At 63.6% G+C, this 18,593-nt stretch carries 23 protein-coding genes; 8 read left to right on the top strand and 15 right to left on the bottom strand.

Annotated features, from left to right (window positions below):
* Positions 1–46: 46 nt before the first annotated feature.
* The 3 genes from ACYG9V_RS04890 to ACYG9V_RS04880 all read right to left on the bottom strand — a co-directional run bounded on the left by ACYG9V_RS04890 (position 47) and on the right by ACYG9V_RS04880 (position 2,339).
* Positions 47–1,423, bottom strand: a complete 1,377-nt coding sequence (locus ACYG9V_RS04890; RefSeq protein WP_352764722.1) for an adenylate/guanylate cyclase domain-containing protein — start codon at positions 1,421–1,423, stop codon at positions 47–49.
* A 116-nt stretch (positions 1,424–1,539) separates the two neighbouring features.
* Positions 1,540–2,007 (bottom strand): hypothetical protein, encoded by a 468-nt coding sequence (locus ACYG9V_RS04885; RefSeq protein WP_352764720.1) that lies wholly within the window; start codon positions 2,005–2,007, stop codon positions 1,540–1,542.
* Positions 2,004–2,339 (bottom strand): helix-turn-helix domain-containing protein, encoded by a 336-nt coding sequence (locus ACYG9V_RS04880; RefSeq protein ID WP_352764719.1) that lies wholly within the window; start codon positions 2,337–2,339, stop codon positions 2,004–2,006. The genes ACYG9V_RS04885 and ACYG9V_RS04880 overlap by 4 nt, the downstream gene beginning before the upstream one ends.
* A 115-nt stretch (positions 2,340–2,454) precedes the next feature.
* Between ACYG9V_RS04880 and ACYG9V_RS04875 the strand changes: the two genes are divergently transcribed.
* Positions 2,455–3,312, top strand: a complete 858-nt coding sequence (locus ACYG9V_RS04875; protein WP_352764718.1) for an NHL repeat-containing protein — start codon at positions 2,455–2,457, stop codon at positions 3,310–3,312.
* An 18-nt stretch (positions 3,313–3,330) separates the two neighbouring features.
* On the opposite strand, the gene ACYG9V_RS04870 is transcribed toward ACYG9V_RS04875, so the two are convergent.
* Positions 3,331–5,052 (bottom strand): SulP family inorganic anion transporter, encoded by a 1,722-nt coding sequence (locus tag ACYG9V_RS04870; RefSeq protein WP_352764715.1) that lies wholly within the window; start codon positions 5,050–5,052, stop codon positions 3,331–3,333.
* 79 nt (positions 5,053–5,131) lie between these two features.
* Positions 5,132–5,401: a helix-turn-helix domain-containing protein gene (locus ACYG9V_RS04865; protein ID WP_023673276.1), complete on the bottom strand. Its 270-nt coding sequence runs from the start codon at positions 5,399–5,401 to the stop codon at positions 5,132–5,134.
* A gap of 79 nt (positions 5,402–5,480) precedes the next feature.
* Here ACYG9V_RS04865 and ACYG9V_RS04860 point away from each other — a divergent pair, with 79 nt between their 5' ends.
* The gene (locus tag ACYG9V_RS04860; RefSeq protein ID WP_155923589.1) at positions 5,481–5,672 is read left to right on the top strand and encodes a hypothetical protein; all 192 of its coding nucleotides are present in this window, start codon (positions 5,481–5,483) and stop codon (positions 5,670–5,672) included.
* A 16-nt stretch (positions 5,673–5,688) separates the two neighbouring features.
* Here ACYG9V_RS04860 and ACYG9V_RS04855 read toward each other — a convergent pair whose 3' ends face one another.
* Entirely contained in the window at positions 5,689–6,399 is a 711-nt protein-coding gene (locus ACYG9V_RS04855; protein WP_023692974.1) for a phosphatase PAP2 family protein, read from the bottom strand.
* A gap of 4 nt (positions 6,400–6,403) precedes the next feature.
* A complete protein-coding gene (locus ACYG9V_RS04850; protein WP_023681268.1) occupies positions 6,404–6,745 on the bottom strand; it encodes a hypothetical protein in 342 nt (113 codons plus the stop codon).
* Between the two features lie 240 nt (positions 6,746–6,985).
* Between ACYG9V_RS04850 and ACYG9V_RS04845 the strand changes: the two genes are divergently transcribed.
* Positions 6,986–7,210 (top strand): hypothetical protein, encoded by a 225-nt coding sequence (locus ACYG9V_RS04845; protein WP_023687518.1) that lies wholly within the window; start codon positions 6,986–6,988, stop codon positions 7,208–7,210.
* A gap of 79 nt (positions 7,211–7,289) precedes the next feature.
* Here ACYG9V_RS04845 and ACYG9V_RS04840 read toward each other — a convergent pair whose 3' ends face one another.
* The 3 genes from ACYG9V_RS04840 to ACYG9V_RS04830 form a co-directional block, all read right to left on the bottom strand.
* Entirely contained in the window at positions 7,290–7,970 is a 681-nt protein-coding gene (locus ACYG9V_RS04840; RefSeq protein ID WP_352498505.1) for a GNAT family N-acetyltransferase, read from the bottom strand.
* The gene (locus ACYG9V_RS04835) at positions 7,967–8,452 is read right to left on the bottom strand and encodes a MarR family winged helix-turn-helix transcriptional regulator (RefSeq protein ID WP_023687520.1); all 486 of its coding nucleotides are present in this window, start codon (positions 8,450–8,452) and stop codon (positions 7,967–7,969) included. The genes ACYG9V_RS04840 and ACYG9V_RS04835 overlap by 4 nt, the downstream gene beginning before the upstream one ends.
* A 395-nt stretch (positions 8,453–8,847) precedes the next feature.
* On the bottom strand, positions 8,848–10,050 hold the full coding sequence (locus ACYG9V_RS04830; protein ID WP_352764713.1) for a flavin-containing monooxygenase: 1,203 nt from the start codon (positions 10,048–10,050) through the stop codon (positions 8,848–8,850).
* Positions 10,051–10,183: 133 nt separating this feature from the next.
* Here ACYG9V_RS04830 and ACYG9V_RS04825 point away from each other — a divergent pair, with 133 nt between their 5' ends.
* A complete protein-coding gene (locus ACYG9V_RS04825) occupies positions 10,184–11,215 on the top strand; it encodes a phosphatidylglycerol lysyltransferase domain-containing protein (protein ID WP_460221918.1) in 1,032 nt (343 codons plus the stop codon).
* Between the two features lie 94 nt (positions 11,216–11,309).
* Here ACYG9V_RS04825 and ACYG9V_RS04820 read toward each other — a convergent pair whose 3' ends face one another.
* Both ACYG9V_RS04820 and ACYG9V_RS04815 read right to left on the bottom strand, forming a co-directional pair.
* Positions 11,310–12,071: an ABC transporter permease gene (locus tag ACYG9V_RS04820; RefSeq protein ID WP_023736973.1), complete on the bottom strand. Its 762-nt coding sequence runs from the start codon at positions 12,069–12,071 to the stop codon at positions 11,310–11,312.
* Positions 12,068–12,994, bottom strand: a complete 927-nt coding sequence (locus ACYG9V_RS04815) for an ABC transporter ATP-binding protein (RefSeq protein WP_023748239.1) — start codon at positions 12,992–12,994, stop codon at positions 12,068–12,070. The genes ACYG9V_RS04820 and ACYG9V_RS04815 overlap by 4 nt, the downstream gene beginning before the upstream one ends.
* 270 nt (positions 12,995–13,264) lie before the next feature.
* On the opposite strand from ACYG9V_RS04815, the gene ACYG9V_RS04810 reads away from it, so the two are divergent.
* A complete protein-coding gene (locus ACYG9V_RS04810) occupies positions 13,265–14,626 on the top strand; it encodes a cytochrome ubiquinol oxidase subunit I (protein WP_352764711.1) in 1,362 nt (453 codons plus the stop codon).
* A gap of 108 nt (positions 14,627–14,734) precedes the next feature.
* Positions 14,735–15,739 (top strand): cytochrome d ubiquinol oxidase subunit II, encoded by a 1,005-nt coding sequence (locus tag ACYG9V_RS04805; RefSeq protein WP_023701932.1) that lies wholly within the window; start codon positions 14,735–14,737, stop codon positions 15,737–15,739.
* Positions 15,740–15,985: 246 nt separating this feature from the next.
* Here the strand turns inward: ACYG9V_RS04805 and msrA are convergent, their stop codons facing one another.
* The 3 genes from msrA to ACYG9V_RS04790 all read right to left on the bottom strand — a co-directional run bounded on the left by msrA (position 15,986) and on the right by ACYG9V_RS04790 (position 17,888).
* Positions 15,986–16,711: a peptide-methionine (S)-S-oxide reductase MsrA gene (gene msrA, locus ACYG9V_RS04800; protein WP_352500157.1), complete on the bottom strand. Its 726-nt coding sequence runs from the start codon at positions 16,709–16,711 to the stop codon at positions 15,986–15,988.
* Positions 16,712–16,822: 111 nt separating this feature from the next.
* Positions 16,823–17,107 (bottom strand): hypothetical protein, encoded by a 285-nt coding sequence (locus ACYG9V_RS04795; protein WP_352764709.1) that lies wholly within the window; start codon positions 17,105–17,107, stop codon positions 16,823–16,825.
* Positions 17,108–17,186: 79 nt separating this feature from the next.
* Positions 17,187–17,888, bottom strand: a complete 702-nt coding sequence (locus ACYG9V_RS04790) for a DUF1223 domain-containing protein (RefSeq protein WP_023755324.1) — start codon at positions 17,886–17,888, stop codon at positions 17,187–17,189.
* Between the two features lie 194 nt (positions 17,889–18,082).
* On the opposite strand from ACYG9V_RS04790, the gene ACYG9V_RS04785 reads away from it, so the two are divergent.
* Together ACYG9V_RS04785 and ACYG9V_RS04780 are read left to right on the top strand one after the other, a co-directional pair.
* Positions 18,083–18,259 carry an endonuclease domain-containing protein gene (locus ACYG9V_RS04785; RefSeq protein ID WP_348528088.1) on the top strand — a complete coding sequence of 59 codons (177 nt, stop codon included), beginning with the start codon at positions 18,083–18,085 and terminating at the stop codon, positions 18,257–18,259.
* Positions 18,180–18,455 carry an endonuclease domain-containing protein gene (locus tag ACYG9V_RS04780; protein ID WP_348528089.1) on the top strand — a complete coding sequence of 92 codons (276 nt, stop codon included), beginning with the start codon at positions 18,180–18,182 and terminating at the stop codon, positions 18,453–18,455. The genes ACYG9V_RS04785 and ACYG9V_RS04780 overlap by 80 nt, the downstream gene beginning before the upstream one ends.
* Positions 18,456–18,593 lie beyond the last annotated feature (138 nt).

The following is an 18,593-nucleotide window of genomic DNA, read 5'->3' as shown; positions in this document are numbered from 1 at the left end:
TTCGGCCTGAGTCATGAGGTGCAGGCATTTCACATGGTGGCCGGCATCACGCCGAAACCGCAATAGCGCCCTGGTGTTCGGCTCTGTGTTCGACCCAGACATGGACCGGTTCGTCCCGGCCGCGGATGCTAACCGGTCCATGATCGCGCGCATTCAGCTGTGTCCCGAGCGATTCCGCCTTCGCGGCCTCAATCAGTCGTGACCCAAAGCAAATATTCGCCTGAAGCTCCCGGCAGAGCGCCTGCAAACGGCTGGCGACGTTGACGGTGTCGCCCACCACCGCGAAGGACAGGTTGCGCTCGCTGCCGACCGCGCCGAGGACGACGGCGCCATATTGTGCACCGATCCGAACGTCCAGCGGCGGATATCCCCTGGACACACGCTGGACATTCCAGCCTTCGATAGCGGCGATCATCGCTTCAGCGCACCGGATGGCCCGGGTTGCGTCGTCATGGCTGGCTTGCGGAACCCCGAAGGTCGCCATGATGCAATCGCCGATATAGTTGTCGACGGTGCCATGGTGGTCGAAAACGACCTGCTCCATGCGACGGTGGAACTGACGCAGTAGTTCGAACACTGCTTCGGCCGGATGATCCTCGGAATAGTGTGTGAAGCCGACGATGTCGGCGAACAGCACCGCGATATCCTGCCGGCGGACCGGACCGAAGGGCTCGTCATCCGAGGCGAGCTGGTCGACGACATTGGGCGAAAAATGCCGGGCGAGATTGGCGCGGGCGCGCTCTGCCTTGACATAGTCTTCCGACAGATGCCGGGAACGGGAGACGACCAGCGCCATGATCGCGCCGATAATCAGCACAACCAACACATTGGTCGCCTGCGCGAACGTATCGACGAAATTGGGGTTGAGATAGAGATTCAGTCGCTCTGTCATCGGCAGCGAATAGAGGTTCGTTGCCGGAATGACGGTTCCCGCATGAAAAACCACCCATCCCACCCCGATCGTCCACGTCAAGGCCGCGAGCGCGCCGAGATAGAGCGCCAATCGTGTCGAAAGGGTCAGCGCGCCAAGGCATACGAAAATCAGCAGGAATTTGAAGCTGCCCTCGCGCAGTTGCATCGCGGCCGGCGCGACCTCGAGGGAAAACGGGTTGGGCGTTACCAGCAGAACGGTCAACAGAATGATGTCCAGCGTACCGACGAGGTAACCGATCCACCATGGCGCGTTGCGACGGCGCGCAAAGCGAAACTGGATCAGGCCGACGAGTTGGAACAGCGCGAGGCCCGCCAGCACGAAGAGCAGCGAGGCATCCCAGCGGCTGATCAATGAAAAGAAGCAGGAGATCACGGCGAGCGATGCCGTGCGCGCCCAGAACTGCAATGCAGCACCCTGGCGTTCTGCGCGCTCCCGCAAATTTTTCAGGCGCGAATAGCGGCGAAGTTCAAGTGTTGGCGCGGTCGGCATAGGATCACTTCGATTTTGCGGGGACGGTCACGCATTCGGCAAACCCGCCCCGTACAGTCTGGCAAATCAGCGCGCGAACTCTATCATGGTTTCGTTTTTGAAACGCGGCTGGCGCGTCAAGCCGGCAACGGGCGGCGTCCCTTTGCCGGAGCGGTGGGCCGGTCGGACGCACCGGCATCCCTGGGGTGCGGGCCGATCGGCATGATCGCCGGAAACGGGGTTGCGCCAAAAGCAAACGTCCATTTGTAGCCGGTCAGCCCGTCTTCCGGCGTCGTGTTCTGGTCGTGATGGGCGAGCAGTTTGGCGCGCTCGGCCAGTTCCTCCGCCTCGCGCTTCACCATCTCCGCCGTCTCCGGCCGCATCCGCCTGGAGAATGAGACGAAGGTCGCTTCCCGCTCCAGATGGGTGATCGCCCAGCCGATGAAATTCTTGTTTGTCATCTCGAACAGCGGCCTGAGCGGCCCTTCGAAATTCCACTGGATCGGTGTGTCGACCAGCAGCCGTGCCGACAACCCGCTGCCCAGCGCAATGAGGCCGAGCGCTTCGAGATCGCGCAGATAGAGGAACATCGACGCTTCGCTCAAGCCCGCGAGCGCATGACGCCCTCGGGCGTGAATTTCTCCGATAGCATGACGAAGATGAACAGCAGCGCCGGCCGTCCGGCAAGCTTGCGCTCGACCTCTGGCGCGATGCGGTTGACCGGTCCCGGCCCCCGATTCATCGACCCCAGCACGTTTTCCAGCTCGACGCCGGCGGCAGCGCAGATCCCGACGAGACGGTCGAGCTTGCAGTTGCGCTCGTGGAAGATGCGCTTGACCGTCGGCTCGGAAACGCCCATCCGCCCGGCAAGCTCACGATAGGTGACGCCCTTGGCCTTCAGCGTCCGCTTCAGCGCCTCGAAGATCAGGCCGTTCATGGAATGCACCTCTTTTGCGCCATTTCGTATCGGTTTCCGATACTAGCTCGAATCGTCCTTCCGGAAAAGTATCGAAAATCCTAGCTCTCCGCCATCCATCACAGGAGACCTGGCCATGAAAACCCTCATCCCCTCTATTTGTCTCGCCGCCTTCGCTATCGCGCTCGTGCCTGCGGCCGAGGCCGCCGAACTCTGGCGCGCCTCGGGCTTCGAGCAACCGGAATCGGCGCTGTTCGACGCCGCCAACAGTCGCATCATCGTCTCCAACATCGTCGGCAATCCTGGGGAGGCCGACGGCAACGGCTATCTCTCGGTGCTGTCGCTGGACGGCAAGATCATTAGCCAGCACTGGACCGACGGCATGGATGCACCAAAAGGCTCGGCGATCTCCGGCGGCAAGCTCTACGTCGCCGATATCACCAAGGTGCGCATCGTCGATCTCGCCAGCGGCAAGCTCATCTCGACGATCGATGTGCCCGGCGCCGTTTTCCTCAATGACGTGACATCGGACAGTTCGGGCAAGGTTTATGTCACCGACATGCTTGCCGATGCGATCTACCGCATTGACGGCGACAAGCCGGAACTTTTCATGAAGGATGCGAAGCTCGCCGCACCCAACGGCATCTTTGCCGATCGCGACCGGCTGATCGTGGCGTCCTGGGGCAAGGGCATCAAGCCGGACTTCAGCACTGCCGCGCCCGGGGGCCTGCTGTCGGTCGATCTCGCGACGAAAGCCGTGACGCCGCTGCCTGGCGCACAAAACTTTGCCGACCTCGATGGCGTCGTCGCCATCGGCGACAGCATCTACGCCACCGCCTTCATGACCGGCACGCTCTATCGGTACAAAGTCGGCGAGGCGCCGGAGGCTGTAGAGCAGTTCAAGCCGGGCAGCGCCGATATCGGCACAGACGGCACGCGGATTTTCGTGCCGCTGATGAACGAGGGCGAGATCGCGGTGCTGAGCCTGGACTGACGGCGCACACTTGCCGGCTCAGCCAGCGGGCGCGGCTTTGAGTTGCGCCCGCGAATCCTTGATCGAGGCGGCAAAGGTCACCAGCGGCCGCTTGACGCCGTGGTTGATCAGCATGCGCCGTGTCTGCGGCGAGGCACCGGCGATGATGAAACGCACCCCTGCGCGCTTCGCCTTGTGCGCCGCGCCCTCGATGACATTGGCCGCGGTGGAATCGAAGAACGGCACCGCCGAGCAATCGAGGATGAAGTTCTTGCGCTGGTCGGCGATGCGGTCGAGCACCGTGCCGACAGTCGAGGCGGCGCCGAAGAAGAAGGCGCCGGAGATGCGATAGACGACGGTGTCGGCGTCGCTTGCCTCGCTTGCATCGTAGGCGCGGCCGCTGCTGTCGGCGACATCGTCCTGCACCAGCGGCAAATCCGCCTCCACGGCGATCGACTTGGCCATGCGGTCGATGAACAGGATCGAGCCTAGCGCGAAGCCGACGACGATGCCTTCGGTGAGATCGCGGAAGACGACGATCAGGAAGGTTGCCATCAGCACCAGGGCGTCGCCGCGCGAAGCGCGCAGCAACGTGGCGAAGGCCTGCTTCTCGAACATGTTCCAGCAGACAACCGCCAGCACCCCGGCAAGGGCGGCAAGCGGGATGTAGCTGGCCAGCGGTGCGGCCACCAGCATGAAGACCAGCAGAAAAAGCGAATGCAGCATGCCGGAAACCGGCCCATGCGCGCCGGCCCGCACATTGGTGGCGGTGCGGGCGATGGTGCCGGTGGTGCAGATGCCGCCGAACAGGGCAGACGCGATGTTGGCAAATCCTTGCGCCACCAGTTCGCAATTGGAACGGTGACGCCGCCCGGTCATGCCATCGGCGACCACGGCCGAGAGCAGCGATTCGATGGCGCCGAGCAGCGCAAAAGCCACCGCATCCGGCAGCACCGCAATCGCCTTGTCGAGGTTGAGTCCCGGCAGTGCCGGCAACGGCAGGCTGCGCGGAATGCCGCCATAGCGCGTGCCGATCGTTTCCGCCGGCAGCGAAAGCAGCGCCACGACAAGGGAGGCCAGTCCGACGGCGATCAGCATGCCCGGCCAGCCGGGCCGCCAGCGCTTCACCCCCACGATGGTGGCGATGGTCAACGCCGCCACCAGCGTCGCCGAGATGTTGAGCGTGCCGGCCGCGTGGCCGATCGCCATCAGTTTCGGCAGCAGCGGCCCGGGCTCCGGCCCGGCAAGCCTCAGCCCGAACAGTTCGACGATCTGGCCGGAGAAGATGATGATCGAGATGCCGGCGGTGAAGCCGACCGTCACCGGGTAAGGGATGAATTTGATATAGGTTCCGAGCCGGAGATAGCCGATGGCGAGCAGGAAGATGCCGGCCATCATCGTCGCCAGCAGCAGTCCGTCGACGCCTTCGCGCTGCACCGTCGCCGCCACCAGCACGATGAAGGCGCCGGCCGGGCCGCCGATCTGGAAGCGGCTGCCGCCGAGCGCCGAGACGATGAAGCCGCCGACAATGGCCGTGAACAGGCCGTGCTCCGGCGTCACGCCCGAAGCAATCGCAATCGCCATCGACAGCGGCAACGCGACAATGGCGACGGTCAGCCCGGCCATGAAGTCGGCCTTGAACTGCGGCAGGCGGTAACCTTCGCGCCAGACCGTCACCAGCTTGGGCGTGAACAGCTCTGAAAATGTCGGCTTTGCCGACTTCTGGGCCGGTTGATGCACTGCCCGCCGGATCTGATCCATGGACTGCCTTCCGCTTGCGTGAAGGCGGCGGGATCGTCGGCAGGACTGTCGGCGGTCGCCGTCGCGACTATATGCCGGCTCAGCCTTGCGGGTTCGGCGGCGCGACCGGCTTGAGGCGCACGCCCCGGCCGCCGCGCTCGCTGGTCTGGTTCTCGCCGATGAGCTCCACCCCGGCCTCGTCGAGAGCCTGGATAACCTTCATCAGCGTATCGACCACACCCCTGACCACGCCGTCACTCGCTTCCATGCGCTGGATTGTCGGAAGCGAAACGCCGGCACGCTCGGCGAGCGTCTTCTGATCGATGCCGGCCAGCGCCCTCGCGGCGCGCATCTGCGCGGCAGTGATCATCGGTCGGAACCCCCGTCTGAGTCTGCGGAGACGACGTGTAATACAATCATAGTGATGTTTCAACCATCATAAAGCATACATGAAACATGATCTCTCCACAAAGCCGGATGGCGGGATACGGGATGAGCATGCTACGCTACCGCCTTGGCTCTTACTGGCGGGGAAATATCAGTTGAAGATTTTCAGGACCTTGACGACTTCGGCAGCCTTGCTGTCGGCGGTTTTTCTGCTGGCAGGCTGCGGACACGGGCTGATCAACCGGCTGATTTGAATGTCGCTCCGGATCGTCAGTCTTCGGGCTCGTTGCCATCGGCCACCGCCTTGTTCCGCTGCAGCATTCGCGCCGCCAGCCAGCACAGCGTCGCCCAGGTGAAGCCGGCGCACCATCCCGCCAGCACGTCGGAAGGCCAGTGGACGCCGAGATAGACGCGGCTGACGCCGACCAGCAGCGTTATCAGCACCGCCAGGCTGAGGACATAGATTTTCGTCGTTCGTCCCGGCAGGAAGCGCGCTGCCAGCGAGCCCAGCGTGAGATAGGTCACCGCCGACAGCATGGCGTGGCCGCTGGGAAACGACAGCGACGTCTCGTTGGCCAGGTGCGAGACAAGATCGGGGCGCGGCCGGTCGATGCCGGCCTTGAGCAAGGTCGACAGCAGCTGCCCGCCGGCCACCGCGACAAAGATCAGCAGCGCCGTCCTCGGCCTGCGGATCAGCAGGAGGTAGACGATCACCGCCGTTACGATCAGCACCAGCACGCTGGAGCTGCCGAGGCTGGTGATGTCGCGCATCGCGCCTTCCAGCCATGCCGGGCCGACGGGAACATCCGGCTGACCCACTTTTCGGAAAGCGAGCAGGATCTCAGTATCGAAAGCGTGCGGCGTGGTGGCCCGCGCCACCTCCATCAGTTCCTCGAAGCCCCACAGCCCGGCGGCTATCACCAGCCCGGCCAGCAGCACCGGAAATTCAAGCCAGTTGGTGAACGCACGCGGGGTCTTCATCGGATTACAGTCGCCCCTGCAGGTAAGGCCCGAGCGAGATCAGCACCACCGCCGCGATGGCCAGCACGATGCCGGTCGCCTGCAAGGCATTGACGCGTTCGCCGAAGAACACCAGCGCCACCACATTGACCGCCACCAGTTGGATCACCGCCGACAGGCTGAACGAGACCGACATGCCGAACTCACGAACCAGCCGCAGCATCATCAGATTGCCCGCCGTATAGAGCGCCAGTGTCAGCACGATCTTGCCAAGGCTTGGCGCCAGCCCCCATTGCTTGGCCGCGATGGCCGCCAGCAGGAAGATCACCGTCGAAATGACGAGCTGCGCCAGTCCCCAGAAACTCACTTTTGTGCCTCGCTGTCCTTTGTGGCAGCTCTTGTTTCGCAAGCGTGGCGGCACGTCAAGCAGACTGCGGCGGAACAGGCCCGACGATGACGAGAGGTGGCTGAATGAATGGCAGCACGATCGCGGTCTGATTGCAACGCTCGGGCCGGATTAACGCAAACCCAGGCAGCTGCCCACCCAAGCCCCGGAAAAGAATGGACATTTAAACATGGCGCCCTACCTCTTCTGGAGGAGAGTGCCATGCCAAAGTCCGTCTATGACCGTGGCCTGCTGAAACCCGACGACATCGCCAGGCTGCAACGCGTGTTCGACGAAGCCTGCCGCAGGCGCGACGTGCATCCCGATTCCGCGGATGCGCGGGAGATCGCGCTGAACCTGCTTGCGCTGCACAATGCCGGCATGGTCGAGGAAGATATGCTTATGGAAACCGTGGGTTTTCGCCGGTTGGAGCCGAAATCAGCCTGAGGCCTGCAAGGCGGCCTGGAGCAATTCCAGAAAAGTGTGAAGCGGTTTCCGTCCGAAATTGCGTAAAAAACAAAGGCCTCTAGCCGGCGCGCTGCACGACGGCCACATTCATCTCTGCCCGCAGCCTGAAGCCGATGGATTCGTACAACCCAACCGCGTTGGCATTGCTGGCATAGGAATGCAGGTAGGGAACTTCGCCGCGCGCAAAAATTCGGTTGGCCACGAACACCGACAGCAGCCGGCCGAGGCCGCTGCCGCGAAATTCGGGATGCGAGCAGACGCCGCTGAGTTCGCTGTAGCCGGGCTGCTTCATGCGCTCGCCGGCCATTGCCGCCAGCCGGCCGTCGATCTTCACGCCCCAGAACTCGCCGAGGCTCAGCGCCTTGAGCGTGAACGGGCCGGGCTTGGTCAGTGACGCCAAAGCAAGCATCTCGGCCGCGTCGTCCTGCGTCAGCTGCTGTACACGCTCGTCCGACACGGAAGGCAATGGCGCCTCGGCAACCATCTGAACGCCGAAGGCGGTCACGGTCGCGGTCAGTTCCGGCGGCAAGGCAATGGGGTCCGCCTGGAGCATGAACACGCTCTCACCTGCAGGAATGAGGCTTGCGAGCGCCTGCAGGCTCTCAGCGTCGTCTGCCCCGGAAGCCGCGAAGGGGACGATCGAGGAGGGATAGCGCCTGGCGAGCCTGTCGCCATACGCAAAGATCCGATGCCGCGTGTCGAGCGCGCTCCAGACCGGACGATCGAGGACATGGCTCATGGCGCGACATCCTGTTTCACACGACGGTCGAGCGGGGCCGCCGCCAGGCCGTCCTCCATTGCCGAGAGTTGTTCGAGAAGCGGCCCTGCAAGGCCTTTGCACAAGTCGGCAACGGCGTTCTCGATGCGCGGCCAAACGTCTCGCTTCGCCTTATCGACCAGGCGCTGGCCGTTCGCGGTCAGCGAGATCATCCTGCGGCGCTGGTCGTCGTTCGATGGCGCGGCCTCGACCAGCCCCAACTCGGCCAGCAGCGCCACGCTGCGCGTCACCCCCGGCTGGGTGATCCCCAGTGACTGCGCCAGCTCGCCGACAGGCAGCGGCCCGAGCCGGTCGAGCGCGGCCAGCAGAGGATACTGGCTGGACTGCACCGGCACCTCCAGCCCATCGAGCATGCGCTGCGTATCGGCCTGCAACTGCTCGCCGATACGCTTCAGCCTGCTGCCGAGGGTGAGGTAGCCAAGGGATCGAATGATGTCTTCCATGGGTGATCCGCATGCTGGATAAGTATAACATGTTATATAATGATGCAATGAACGAGTTCAAGCGCCTGCTTTGGAGGTTGGTCGCAAGCATCTCAACTTCGTCGTCCTTGGGCGAAGCAGGAGCGAAGCTCCGTCGCGGAAACCCAGGGATCATGCCTTGGCCGTGGAAGCAGCGGAGCAGAACCTGCAACGCAGCGTAGCTCAGAAGTCACGGCATGGATCCTCGGGTCTGCGCCGCGTCGCTACGCTCCTTGCTTCGCCCGTGGATGACGACGGGATGGCGTTTCGCCCAATCGCCAGGATATTCGATCCCGTCTTGCAGATGCGTTGAACCACCTAGTCCGCGCCACAGCAGCAGCCCGAAGTGCGGTGGTTCTCCGTCCAGAGGCGCTCGTCTACAACCCCTTGGCGATCTGACCGGCAATCGCTTCGGCCTGCAGGCCGGCGCTGTGAAAATAGCTGGTCAGGCTTGGCCGCATGCCGATGAACCACAGGCCGGGCTGGCCGCTCGGGGTGCCGCCATTGGCCTTCGGCACGCCCTTGGCGTCGAGCACCCCGAGATCGCCCAGCATGGCCTCCAGGCCGGTGCGATAGCCGGTTGCCGCGATCACCACATCCGGCTCGAGCACCGTGCCGTCGTTCAGCCGCACGCCGGCGCCTGCGAAAGCCGCCACCGGCGCCACCACCGAAATCCGTCCGGCCTTCAGCGCGGCGACGGCGCCGTCGTCGACGGCAATAGCGATCTGCTCGACGCCGAGCCGGCTGGCGCCGCCCTTCGGCGCCGGCGGCAGGCCGAAGCGGGCGAGGTCGCCGAACACCAGCCGCTGCGTCGCGGCAATCGCGGCATCGGCAATCCACGTCGGCAGCATCGCCATGAAACCGCCGAAGCGCGCCACGGCGACCTTGCCGATCCGTTTCGGCATCAGCGACGGACCCTGCCTGGCTGACAAGCAGATGGCCTTGGTGTCGGCGCGGACGAGGTGGTTGAGCACGTCGAAGCCGGAATTTCCGGCTCCGACCACCAGCACGCTTTTGCCCACATAGTCCTGTGCTGTGCCGAAATCGGCGGCGTGGACAAGTTTGCCGGTGAAAGTCGCCTTGCCTTGCCAGTCCGGCGTCCATGGCAAGCGGTCGCGGCCGGTGGCGACGATGACATTGCGGGCGCTCAGCGTTTCCCGGCCCGTATGGACGAGCCAGCCATTGCCTCTGCGTTCGATCCGCTCGACGGCGGTGCCGAATTCGACCCTTATGCCGCGCGCGCGGGCAAAATCCTCGAGATAACCGACGATGGCATCCTTGTTCGGAAAGGCGGCGGTGCGGGGCGGATAGGCAAGGCCGGGCAGGGTCGACAGCGCGCGATGCGTGTTGAGGGTCAGCTTCTCGTGCCGCCGTCGCCACGGTTCGGCGATCCGCGGCTCCTTTTCAAGCACGACGACCCGCACGCCGCGCCGGCCAAGCGCGTCGGCGGCCGCCAGCCCCGCCGCGCCGGCGCCGATGACGATAACCGTATAGTCGGGTCCTTTCGGCCCCAGGACGATAGGCATCGTTTCGCTTGTCGTAGCCGCCATTCGGTCGAGATTTCCTTTCAGGTGCGCCATGGGGACCCGTCCTATATGGCACGTCCCATATGGCACAGGGGCGATATGATCGATAATGAGGTCGCGTCAATGCGACTGATTCGAGGCCTTGGGGGCAAGCCTCTGTTTATCATCGGCACGCGGAAGCTCGACCATGCCCTCCTTGCGCATCTTTCTCGACAGACTGCTGGAGGGCGCCGCAGCCAAGGTGCCGCGCCAGGATTTTTCGCATGTCGAGCGGCTGGCGCTTGTCCGCCAGCACGGCGACTTCTCGCTGGCCTATTCGACCGCCGTGCAGCAAAAACTGTCCTATTTCGGCGACGCCGACGGCTACATCGCCTTCGGCACCAAGATGAAGCACCATTTCGCGCTCGGTGACCCGGTCGCCCATCCGGCCGATCGGCCCGACTATATCAGGCGCTTTGTCGAAGCCGCCGACAGCCCGTGGTTCGTGCAGATCGGCGAACCGACGGCGCGCGTTCTGGCAGGGCTTGGCTACCAGGTCAACCGCCTCGGCGTCGACACGCGGCTGGAGCTGCCGGCTCACGATTTTTCCGGCAAGCGCAACGAAACCGTGCGCTATTCCGAACGCTGGCTCTTGAAGAAGGGGTTTTCCTTTGGCGAAGGAGCGGTCTATCTCGACGAGGTCCAGCGCCTGTCACAGAACTGGCGGGCCGACCGCATCGTCAAGCGCTGGGAGATGGCGTTCCTCAACCGCCCCTTTGCCGATCATCTCGGCATCGATATGCGCCGTTTCGTGCTCTACAGCCCGGAAGGCGAGCTCGTCGCTCTGCTCGATTTCGATCCGATGTTCCGGGATGGCAAGGTGATCGGCTATACCACCTCGTTCAAGCGCAAGCACATCGATGCCTCGCCGCATGCCGAAATCGGGCTGACCAAATTCGCCGTCGACCGGTTTCGCAATGAGGGCATTTCGGTCGTCACGCTCGGCCTGTCGCCGATGCTCGATGTCGGAGCCAACAGCTTTGCCGAATTGAGCTTCTGGCGCAACGCCTTCGAGCGGGCCTATGAGTCGCCCTGGGTCAACCGCAGCAAGTTCAACCTCAAGGGCCAGGCGGCGTTCAAGCGCCGCTTCCATGGCGTCGAAGAACCGACCTACATCGCCTTCCGCGAGGGCAGGCTGATCGAGATGCTGGGGTTGCTGCGCCTCATCAAGGCGATCTAGCAAGAAGCGTGGCGGCCAACGTGGCCAATTTGCCCCCAGGAAAACTGTTGATTTGACCGGCGCATGGGCGATCGCCTGATTTAGAGTGGCAGGGTCAGTTGCGCAGCCGGTAGCCGGTGCGGAAGATCCAGGCGACGATGGTGATGCAGATGGCGAGGAACACGACCGTCATGCCGAGGCTGACGGCGACCGAGACATCGGACTTGCCGTAAAAGCTCCAGCGGAAACCGCTGATCAGGTAGACGACCGGGTTGAACAGCGTCACCGTGCGCCAGGTCTCGGGCAGCATGTTGATCGAATAGAAGCTGCCGCCGAGGAAGGTCAGCGGCGTGATGATCAACAGCGGCACCAGCTGCAATTGCTCGAAGCTTTTCGCCCAGATGCCGATGATGAAGCCGAACAAGCTGAAGGTCACCGCCGTCAAGACAAGGAAGGCCAGCATCCAGAACGGATGCTGGATGGTGAGCGGCACGAACAGCGAGGCCGTCGCCAGGATGATCAAGCCGAGGATGATCGACTTGGTCGCGGCGCCGCCGACATAGGCGATGACGATCTCCAGATACGACACCGGCGCCGACAAGAGCTCGTAGATGGAGCCGACGAATTTCGGGAAATAGATGGCAAAGGAGGCGTTGGAGATCGACTGCGTCAACAGTGAGAGCATGATCAGGCCGGGCACGATGAAGGCGCCGTAGCTGATGCCGTCGATCTCGGTGATGCGCGAGCCGATGGCCGAGCCGAAGACGACGAAATAAAGCGATGTCGAGATCACCGGCGAGACGATGCTCTGCAGCACGGTGCGGAACGCACGCGCCATCTCGACCCGGTAGATCGCCCATACTGCTCGCCAATTCATGGCTCTTGCCTCAACAGATTGACGAAGATCTCCTCGAGCGAGCTGTTTTGCGTGTCCATGTCGCGGAACTGGATGCCTGCCGTCTCGAGTTCGCGCAGCAGCGATGCGACGCCGGGGCGTTCGCTCTGGTTGTCATAGGTGTAGGTCAGCTGTGTGCCATCGTCCGACAGCTCCAACGCGTAGTGCGAGAATGCACCGGGAATGGCGGGGAGCGGGTTGCGCAATTCCACGATCAGGCGCTTGCGGCCGAGCTTGCGCATCAGTTCGGCCTTGCCCTCGACCAGGATGATCTCGCCGCGGTTGATGACGCCGACACGGTCGGCCATCGCCTCGGCCTCTTCGATGTAGTGCGTGGTGAGGATGATGGTGACGCCGTCGTCGCGCAGCCGTCGCACCATCGCCCACATGTCCTGGCGCAGTTCGACGTCGACGCCGGCCGTGGGTTCGTCGAGGAACAGGATGCGCGGCTCATGCGAGAGCGCCTTTGCAATCATCAGCCGCCGCTTCATGCCGCCCGACAGCGTGATCGCCTTGGCGTCCTTCTTGTCCCACAACGACAGGTCGCGCAGCACCTTTTCGACGAAGCCCGGATTGGGCGGCCTGCCAAACAGGCCGCGGCTGTAGGTGACGGTTGCCCAGACGCTCTCGAACGCGTCGATGGTCAGCTCCTGCGGCACCAGCCCGATCAGGCTGCGCGCCGCGCGGTAGTCTCGGTTGATGTCGTGGCCGTCGACGGTCACCGTTCCCGACGAACGGTTGACGATGCCGCAGACGATCGAGATCAGCGTCGTCTTGCCGGCGCCGTTCGGCCCCAGCAGCGCGAAAATCTCGCCGCGTTCGATGTCGAGGTTGATTTCCTTCAGCGCCTTGAAGCCGGTGGCGTAGGTCTTGGTGACCCCGGAAATCGAAATGATGGAAGGCAAATTCGTGGAAGACATGAGGCCGAAAACGACTGTTTGAAAGAGGCGGGGATTATTATTGCGCTGAATGTCGGTGCGCAGGCTCGGAAGTCAATGCCGCTGCTGACAATTGTGGACAAACGTTCCCCTTTTGCCGTTTCGTCATGGGGGTGTCGGGGCGCTGACGGTTTGATCCCATCTGCTGCGACAACGCGCCCCGCGTGACGCCAAGCCGCTTTGACCGGACCGCATCCGCCGCCTATTCTGCGCCAACAAACAGCAGCCGGAGCCCGCATGGACCCGCTCATCCTGTCGCGAATGCAGTTCGGGGCGAATATCTCGTTCCACATCCTGTTTCCGACCATCACGATTGCGCTTGGCTGGGTGCTGCTGTTCTTCAAGCTCCGCTACAACGCCACCAATGATTCCGCCTGGATGCGCGCTTATTTCACCTGGGTGAAAGTGTTCGCGCTGTCCTTCGCCATGGGCGTGGTCTCCGGCGTCACCATGAGCTTCCAGTTCGGCACCAACTGGCCGGGCTATATGGAAAAGGTCGGCAACATCGCCGGGCCGCTGCTTGCCTACGAGATCCTCACCGCCTTCTTCCTCGAAGCGGCCTTCCTCGGCATCATGCTGTTCGGCTTCCGCCGCGTCTCCAACCGCGTCCACACGCTGGCGACGGTATTGGTCGCCAGCGGCACCACGCTGTCGGCCTTCTGGATCATTGCGCTCAATTCCTGGATGCAGACGCCGGCCGGCTTCGAGATGATCGACGGCAAGGCGCATCCCGTCGACTGGTGGGCGATCGTCTTCAACCCGTCCATGCCCTACCGTCTGACGCATATGCTGCTTGCCTCCGGCCTGACGGTGTCGTTCCTGATCGCCGGCCTGTCGGCGCTGCGCTACCTCACCGGCGACCGGTCGGAATCGATGTGGAAGGCGCTGCGCACCGGCGTCTTCACCGCCGCCATCCTGATCCCGATCCAGATCTTCGCCGGCGACCAGCACGGGCTGAACACGCTGGAGCACCAGCCGCAGAAGATCGCCGCCATGGAGGCGAACTGGAACACCGGCCCCAACGTGCCGCTGGTGCTGTTTGCGCTGCCCGACGAGGCGGCGAAGGAAAACAAATTCGAGATCGCCATTCCCGACGGCGCCAGCCTGGTGCTGCGTCACTCCACCAGCGGCATCGTGCCGGGGCTCAACGACTATCCCGGCCTGCATCCGCCGGTCTTCCCGGTGTTCTGGGGCTTCCGCATCATGGTCGGCACCGGCATTGTGATGCTCATCGTCTCGTGGTCGGCGACCTTCTTCCTCAAGCGCCGCCACAGCCTGCCCAAGCCGCTGGCCATGCTGATGGTGCCGATGGCGCTCTCCGGCTGGCTGGCGACGCTCGCCGGCTGGTACACCACCGAAATCGGCCGCCAGCCCTGGCTGGTCACCGGCGTGCTGAAAACCGCCGACGCTATCGGCCCGGTCGCCGGCAGCCATGTCGCGCTGACGCTCGCCATCTATCTCCTCCTCTATGTGCTTTTGCTGATCGCCTATCTCGGCGTGCTGGTGCACCTGGCGCTGAAAGCGGCCAAGGACGGCGATACCTCGCCGCTGCCGGGCGTGATGAAGACGGCGATGTCGCAACCGGCCGCAGCGGAGTGAGGAATGGTCCGCGTAGCGGATGAAAAGCCAACGATTTGGCTTTTCGAATGACGAACGCCCGGAGCCATAGCGAAGGGCAGAACCGTTGATGAGAGGGATGACAGACCGATGACCTTCGACTGGCCAACCGCGCTGCCCCTGATCTTCGCCGGCCTGATGGGCCTCGCCATCCTGATCTACGTCATTCTCGACGGTTTCGATCTCGGCATCGGCATCCTGTTCTCGGTCGCCGAAGATGCCGAGCAGGACACCATGATCGCGGCAATAGGCCCGTTCTGGGATGCCAACGAGACCTGGCTGGTGCTGGCCGTCGGCCTGCTCCTGGTCGCCTTCCCGCTGGCGCATGGCGTCATCCTCACCGCGCTCTACATTCCGGTCTTCGTGCTTTTGGTTGGCCTCATCCTGCGCGGCGTCGCCTTCGATTTCCGCGCCAAGGTGCCCGCCGGCAAGAAGCACCGCTGGAACCGCATTTTCTTCCTCGGTTCCGTCATCGCCTCGCTGGCGCAAGGCTATATGCTCGGCGTCTATGTGCTTGGCCTCGATGTCGGCTTTGGCGGCATCGCTTTCGGGGCGCTGGTGGCGCTCTGCCTGTCGGCGGCCTATGCAGCGATGGGCGCTGCCTGGGTCATCTACAAGACCGAGGGCGAATTGCAGAGGAAGGCGGTGGCCTGGCTGCGCACGGCCCTTGTGCTGACCGCGCTCGGCATGGCGGCGGTGTCGCTGGCGACCCCATTCGCCAGCCCGCGCATCTTCGCCAAATGGTTCGTCTGGCCCGAAATGCTCTATCTGTCGCCGCTGCCGATCCTGTCGGCGCTGCTGTTCCTGTGGCTGTGGCGGCAGACCTTCCACCTGCCCAAGCCCGACGATCGCCACGCGCTGCGGCCGTTCCTGACGCTCGCCGCCATCTTCGCGCTCGGCTTTGCCGGGCTTGCCTGGTCGTTCTATCCTTTCGTGGTGCCCGACAGGCTGACCATCTGGCAGGCGGCGTCGGCGACGGAAAGCCTGGCCATCATCCTCGCCGGCACGGTGGTCGTGCTGCCGGTGATCATCTTCTATTCGTTCTATGCGTATCGGGTGTTTGGGGGCAAGGCGACGGATCTGACGTATGATTGAAGGGCTCTCTAATCGCGGTTTGCGCGAGGCACCCCCCTCTGGCCTGCCGGCCATCTCCCCCTCAAGGGGGGAGATCAGCTCCTCACTGCGGCCTTCGCCAACCTTGCAAGATGAGCACCGTCAGCGACGCTGCCAATCTCACCCCTTGAGGGGGAGATGCCCGGAAGGGCAGAGCGGGGTGCTGTCCCACTGGCGTCTCAGGTAGGGCGTCGCCGCTCTCTGCGTCCGGCCAAGTCCTATCGCCCCTCAGCTCTTCCCCGCCAGCACCAGCACCGGCTTCTCGCTATACAACCCCGGGAACAGCGCCTTCAAATTCGCCACCTTGGGCAGATCGTTGTAGACGATGTAGGGGTAGGTCGGGTTCAGCGTCAGAAAGTCCTGGTGATATTCCTCGGCCGGATAGAAGGTTTTGCCCGTCTCCAGCGTGGTGACGATGGGCTTGGCAAACACTTTTGCCTGGTCGAGCTGGGCGATGTAGCTCTGGGCGATCTTCTGCTGCTCGCCATTCTCGGCAAAGATGGTCGAGCGGTACTGGGTGCCCGAGTCGGGGCCCTGGAAGTTCAACTGCGTCGGGTTGTGGGCGACCGAGAAATAGACCTGCAGCAGCTGGCCATAGGTCACCTTGGACGGATCGTAGGTGATCTCGACCGATTCGGCGTGGCCGGTGCGGCCGCTGCCCACCGTTTCGTAGACGGCGTCATCCTTGGCGCCGCCGGTGTAGCCGGAGACGGCCTTGGTCACGCCCTTGACGTGCTGGAACACGCCCTGCACGCCCCAGAAGCAGCCTCCGGCGAAGATAGCCTTCTCGCTGCCGCTGGCGGCCTTCTCGTCCACTGCCGGCGGCGGGATCACCACCGCGTCCTCGGCCGAGCGCGCCGGGCTCTGCCAGAAGGCGGCCGCCGCGGCCGCGACGATGAGCGCGGCAAGCGCGCTCTTGAAGATCGGCGTTCTCGTCCTTGCAATGCCGGTCATGTCTGATCTCCTTGATGGTGGCGAAGACTATACGACAGAACGTCCCGCCAGGTTTCTCAAATTGCCGTGCGCCGGCCCGGCCATTGTGCGGCCGGGCCATGGGACCAAGCCTTATTGCGCGGGCGCCATGGCGTCCGCCGGCTTCATCGCATCCGTTGCGGGCTTCATGGCATCGGCCGGCTTCATGGCGTCGGTGGCGGGTTTCATCGCATTCGTCGCCATCGGATCGGCGGGCTTCATGGCATCGGTCGCCGGCGCCATGGCATCGGTCGCGGGCTTCATCGCCTCGGTGGCCATCGCCGGCTTCATGGCGTTGGTCGCTTCGTCGGCACGGGCGCCGGCGGCGAAGGCGGTCATCGAAAGCGCAAGGGCGAGCGCGGTCAGAGTCTTGGTCATGATGGTATTTCCTCCTTGAAGAGGGCGCGCGGATGCGAGCCCGGTTATGCCGCGCTAGCGGCGTTGCGTAGAAAAAGAATCAGTCGGCGGCTGCAGCCAGGATCGGCCCGCCACCCGGCGACTGCACCAGCACCGCGGTGCTCAGCCCGCCGCTTGCCGCCGGCAGCGGCAGCGTGGTGGCGTCGCCGCTCCAGCTGCCGAGTTTCTCCAGCGAGTGCACGACATTGGCATGCGGCAGCGTGCGGCCGGTGTTCTCGCCGCGCGCCACCGGCACTTCGACGACGCCCTTGTTGTAGCGGACCAGCCAGACATCGGCGCGGCCGGCCGGCGCGGAACCGGCGCCGATGCTGATCTTGCCGCCGTCGAGCGACAGCGTCGGCCCGTTCGTGCGGCCACTTGCGGAAATCAGCTGCTCGATCTCGCCTGATGCCGCGCCCACCGCATCGGCACCGCCATTGACCACCACCTGCGGCGTGAACGGGCCGGAGCGGCCGAGCGACGGCTCATAGCGCACCTGGCGCTGGGTAAATTCCTCGCGGCCGAAAATGTCTTTCCAGCCGAGATAGTCCCAGTAGGTGACGTTGAACGACAGCGCCAGAACGCCCGGCTGGTCCTTGACCTTGATCAGGTTGGCATTGGCCGGCGGGCAAGACGAACAGCCCTGGCTGGTGAACAATTCGACCACGGTGAGCGGCTGGGCGAAGGCGGTGCCGCCAAGCATCATCAGCGCCGCGCCTGCGGCAGCCAGCATGCCGGCGCGTTTTGGGTTAAGTCCAGTCATCGGGGGTCTCCGTTGCGGCGGGTTCATCCCACACTTCGTCGCTGCCCGAGGCTTCGTTACATGGTTCACCGCTTCGTGATTGGGGGCGGACGCGTCGTTGCCTTCTCCCCTTGTGGGAGAAGGTGGATCGGCGCGAAGCGCCGAGACGGATGAGGGGTGTTCCAGCGGAGTGAGACGTTGGTTAATCTAACGTCATGCCACATCAGCCCGTCGCTCCTGCCAAACGAAACTTTGCCCGTTCGCTCCGACGTGAAATGACGGAGGCGGAAGACAAACTGTGGCACGAACTACGTGACCGCAGGCTCGATCGGATCAAATTTCGGCGCCAAGTTCCTGTTGGAAAATACGTCGCCGATTTCGCTTTGTCTTGAATCACTCCTCATCATCGAGATCGATGGGAGTCAGCATGCGGACTCAGAGTCAGACCAGGCCCGTAGAACGGAACTGGAGGCGAGAGGCTTTCGTGTGTTGCGCTTTTGGAACGACGATGTCCTGAAAGACATGGACAGCGTCTGCACCACGATAATCGCTTATGTAAGGGATGTCAGTTTGCAGCCATGGCGGTGAAAGAACGCCGGCGTCAAGCTGGAACACCCCTCATCCGTCTCGGCGCTGCGCGCCGATCCACCTTCTCCCACAAGGGGAGAAGGCAAGGGCACCGCCACCCCGCTTGCCCCTGCAACCCGCCCCTGCTAAAGCGCGCGG

This window comes from Mesorhizobium sp. W016 (assembly GCF_054719485.1).
This window is presented reverse-complemented; position numbering and strand designations above follow the sequence as displayed.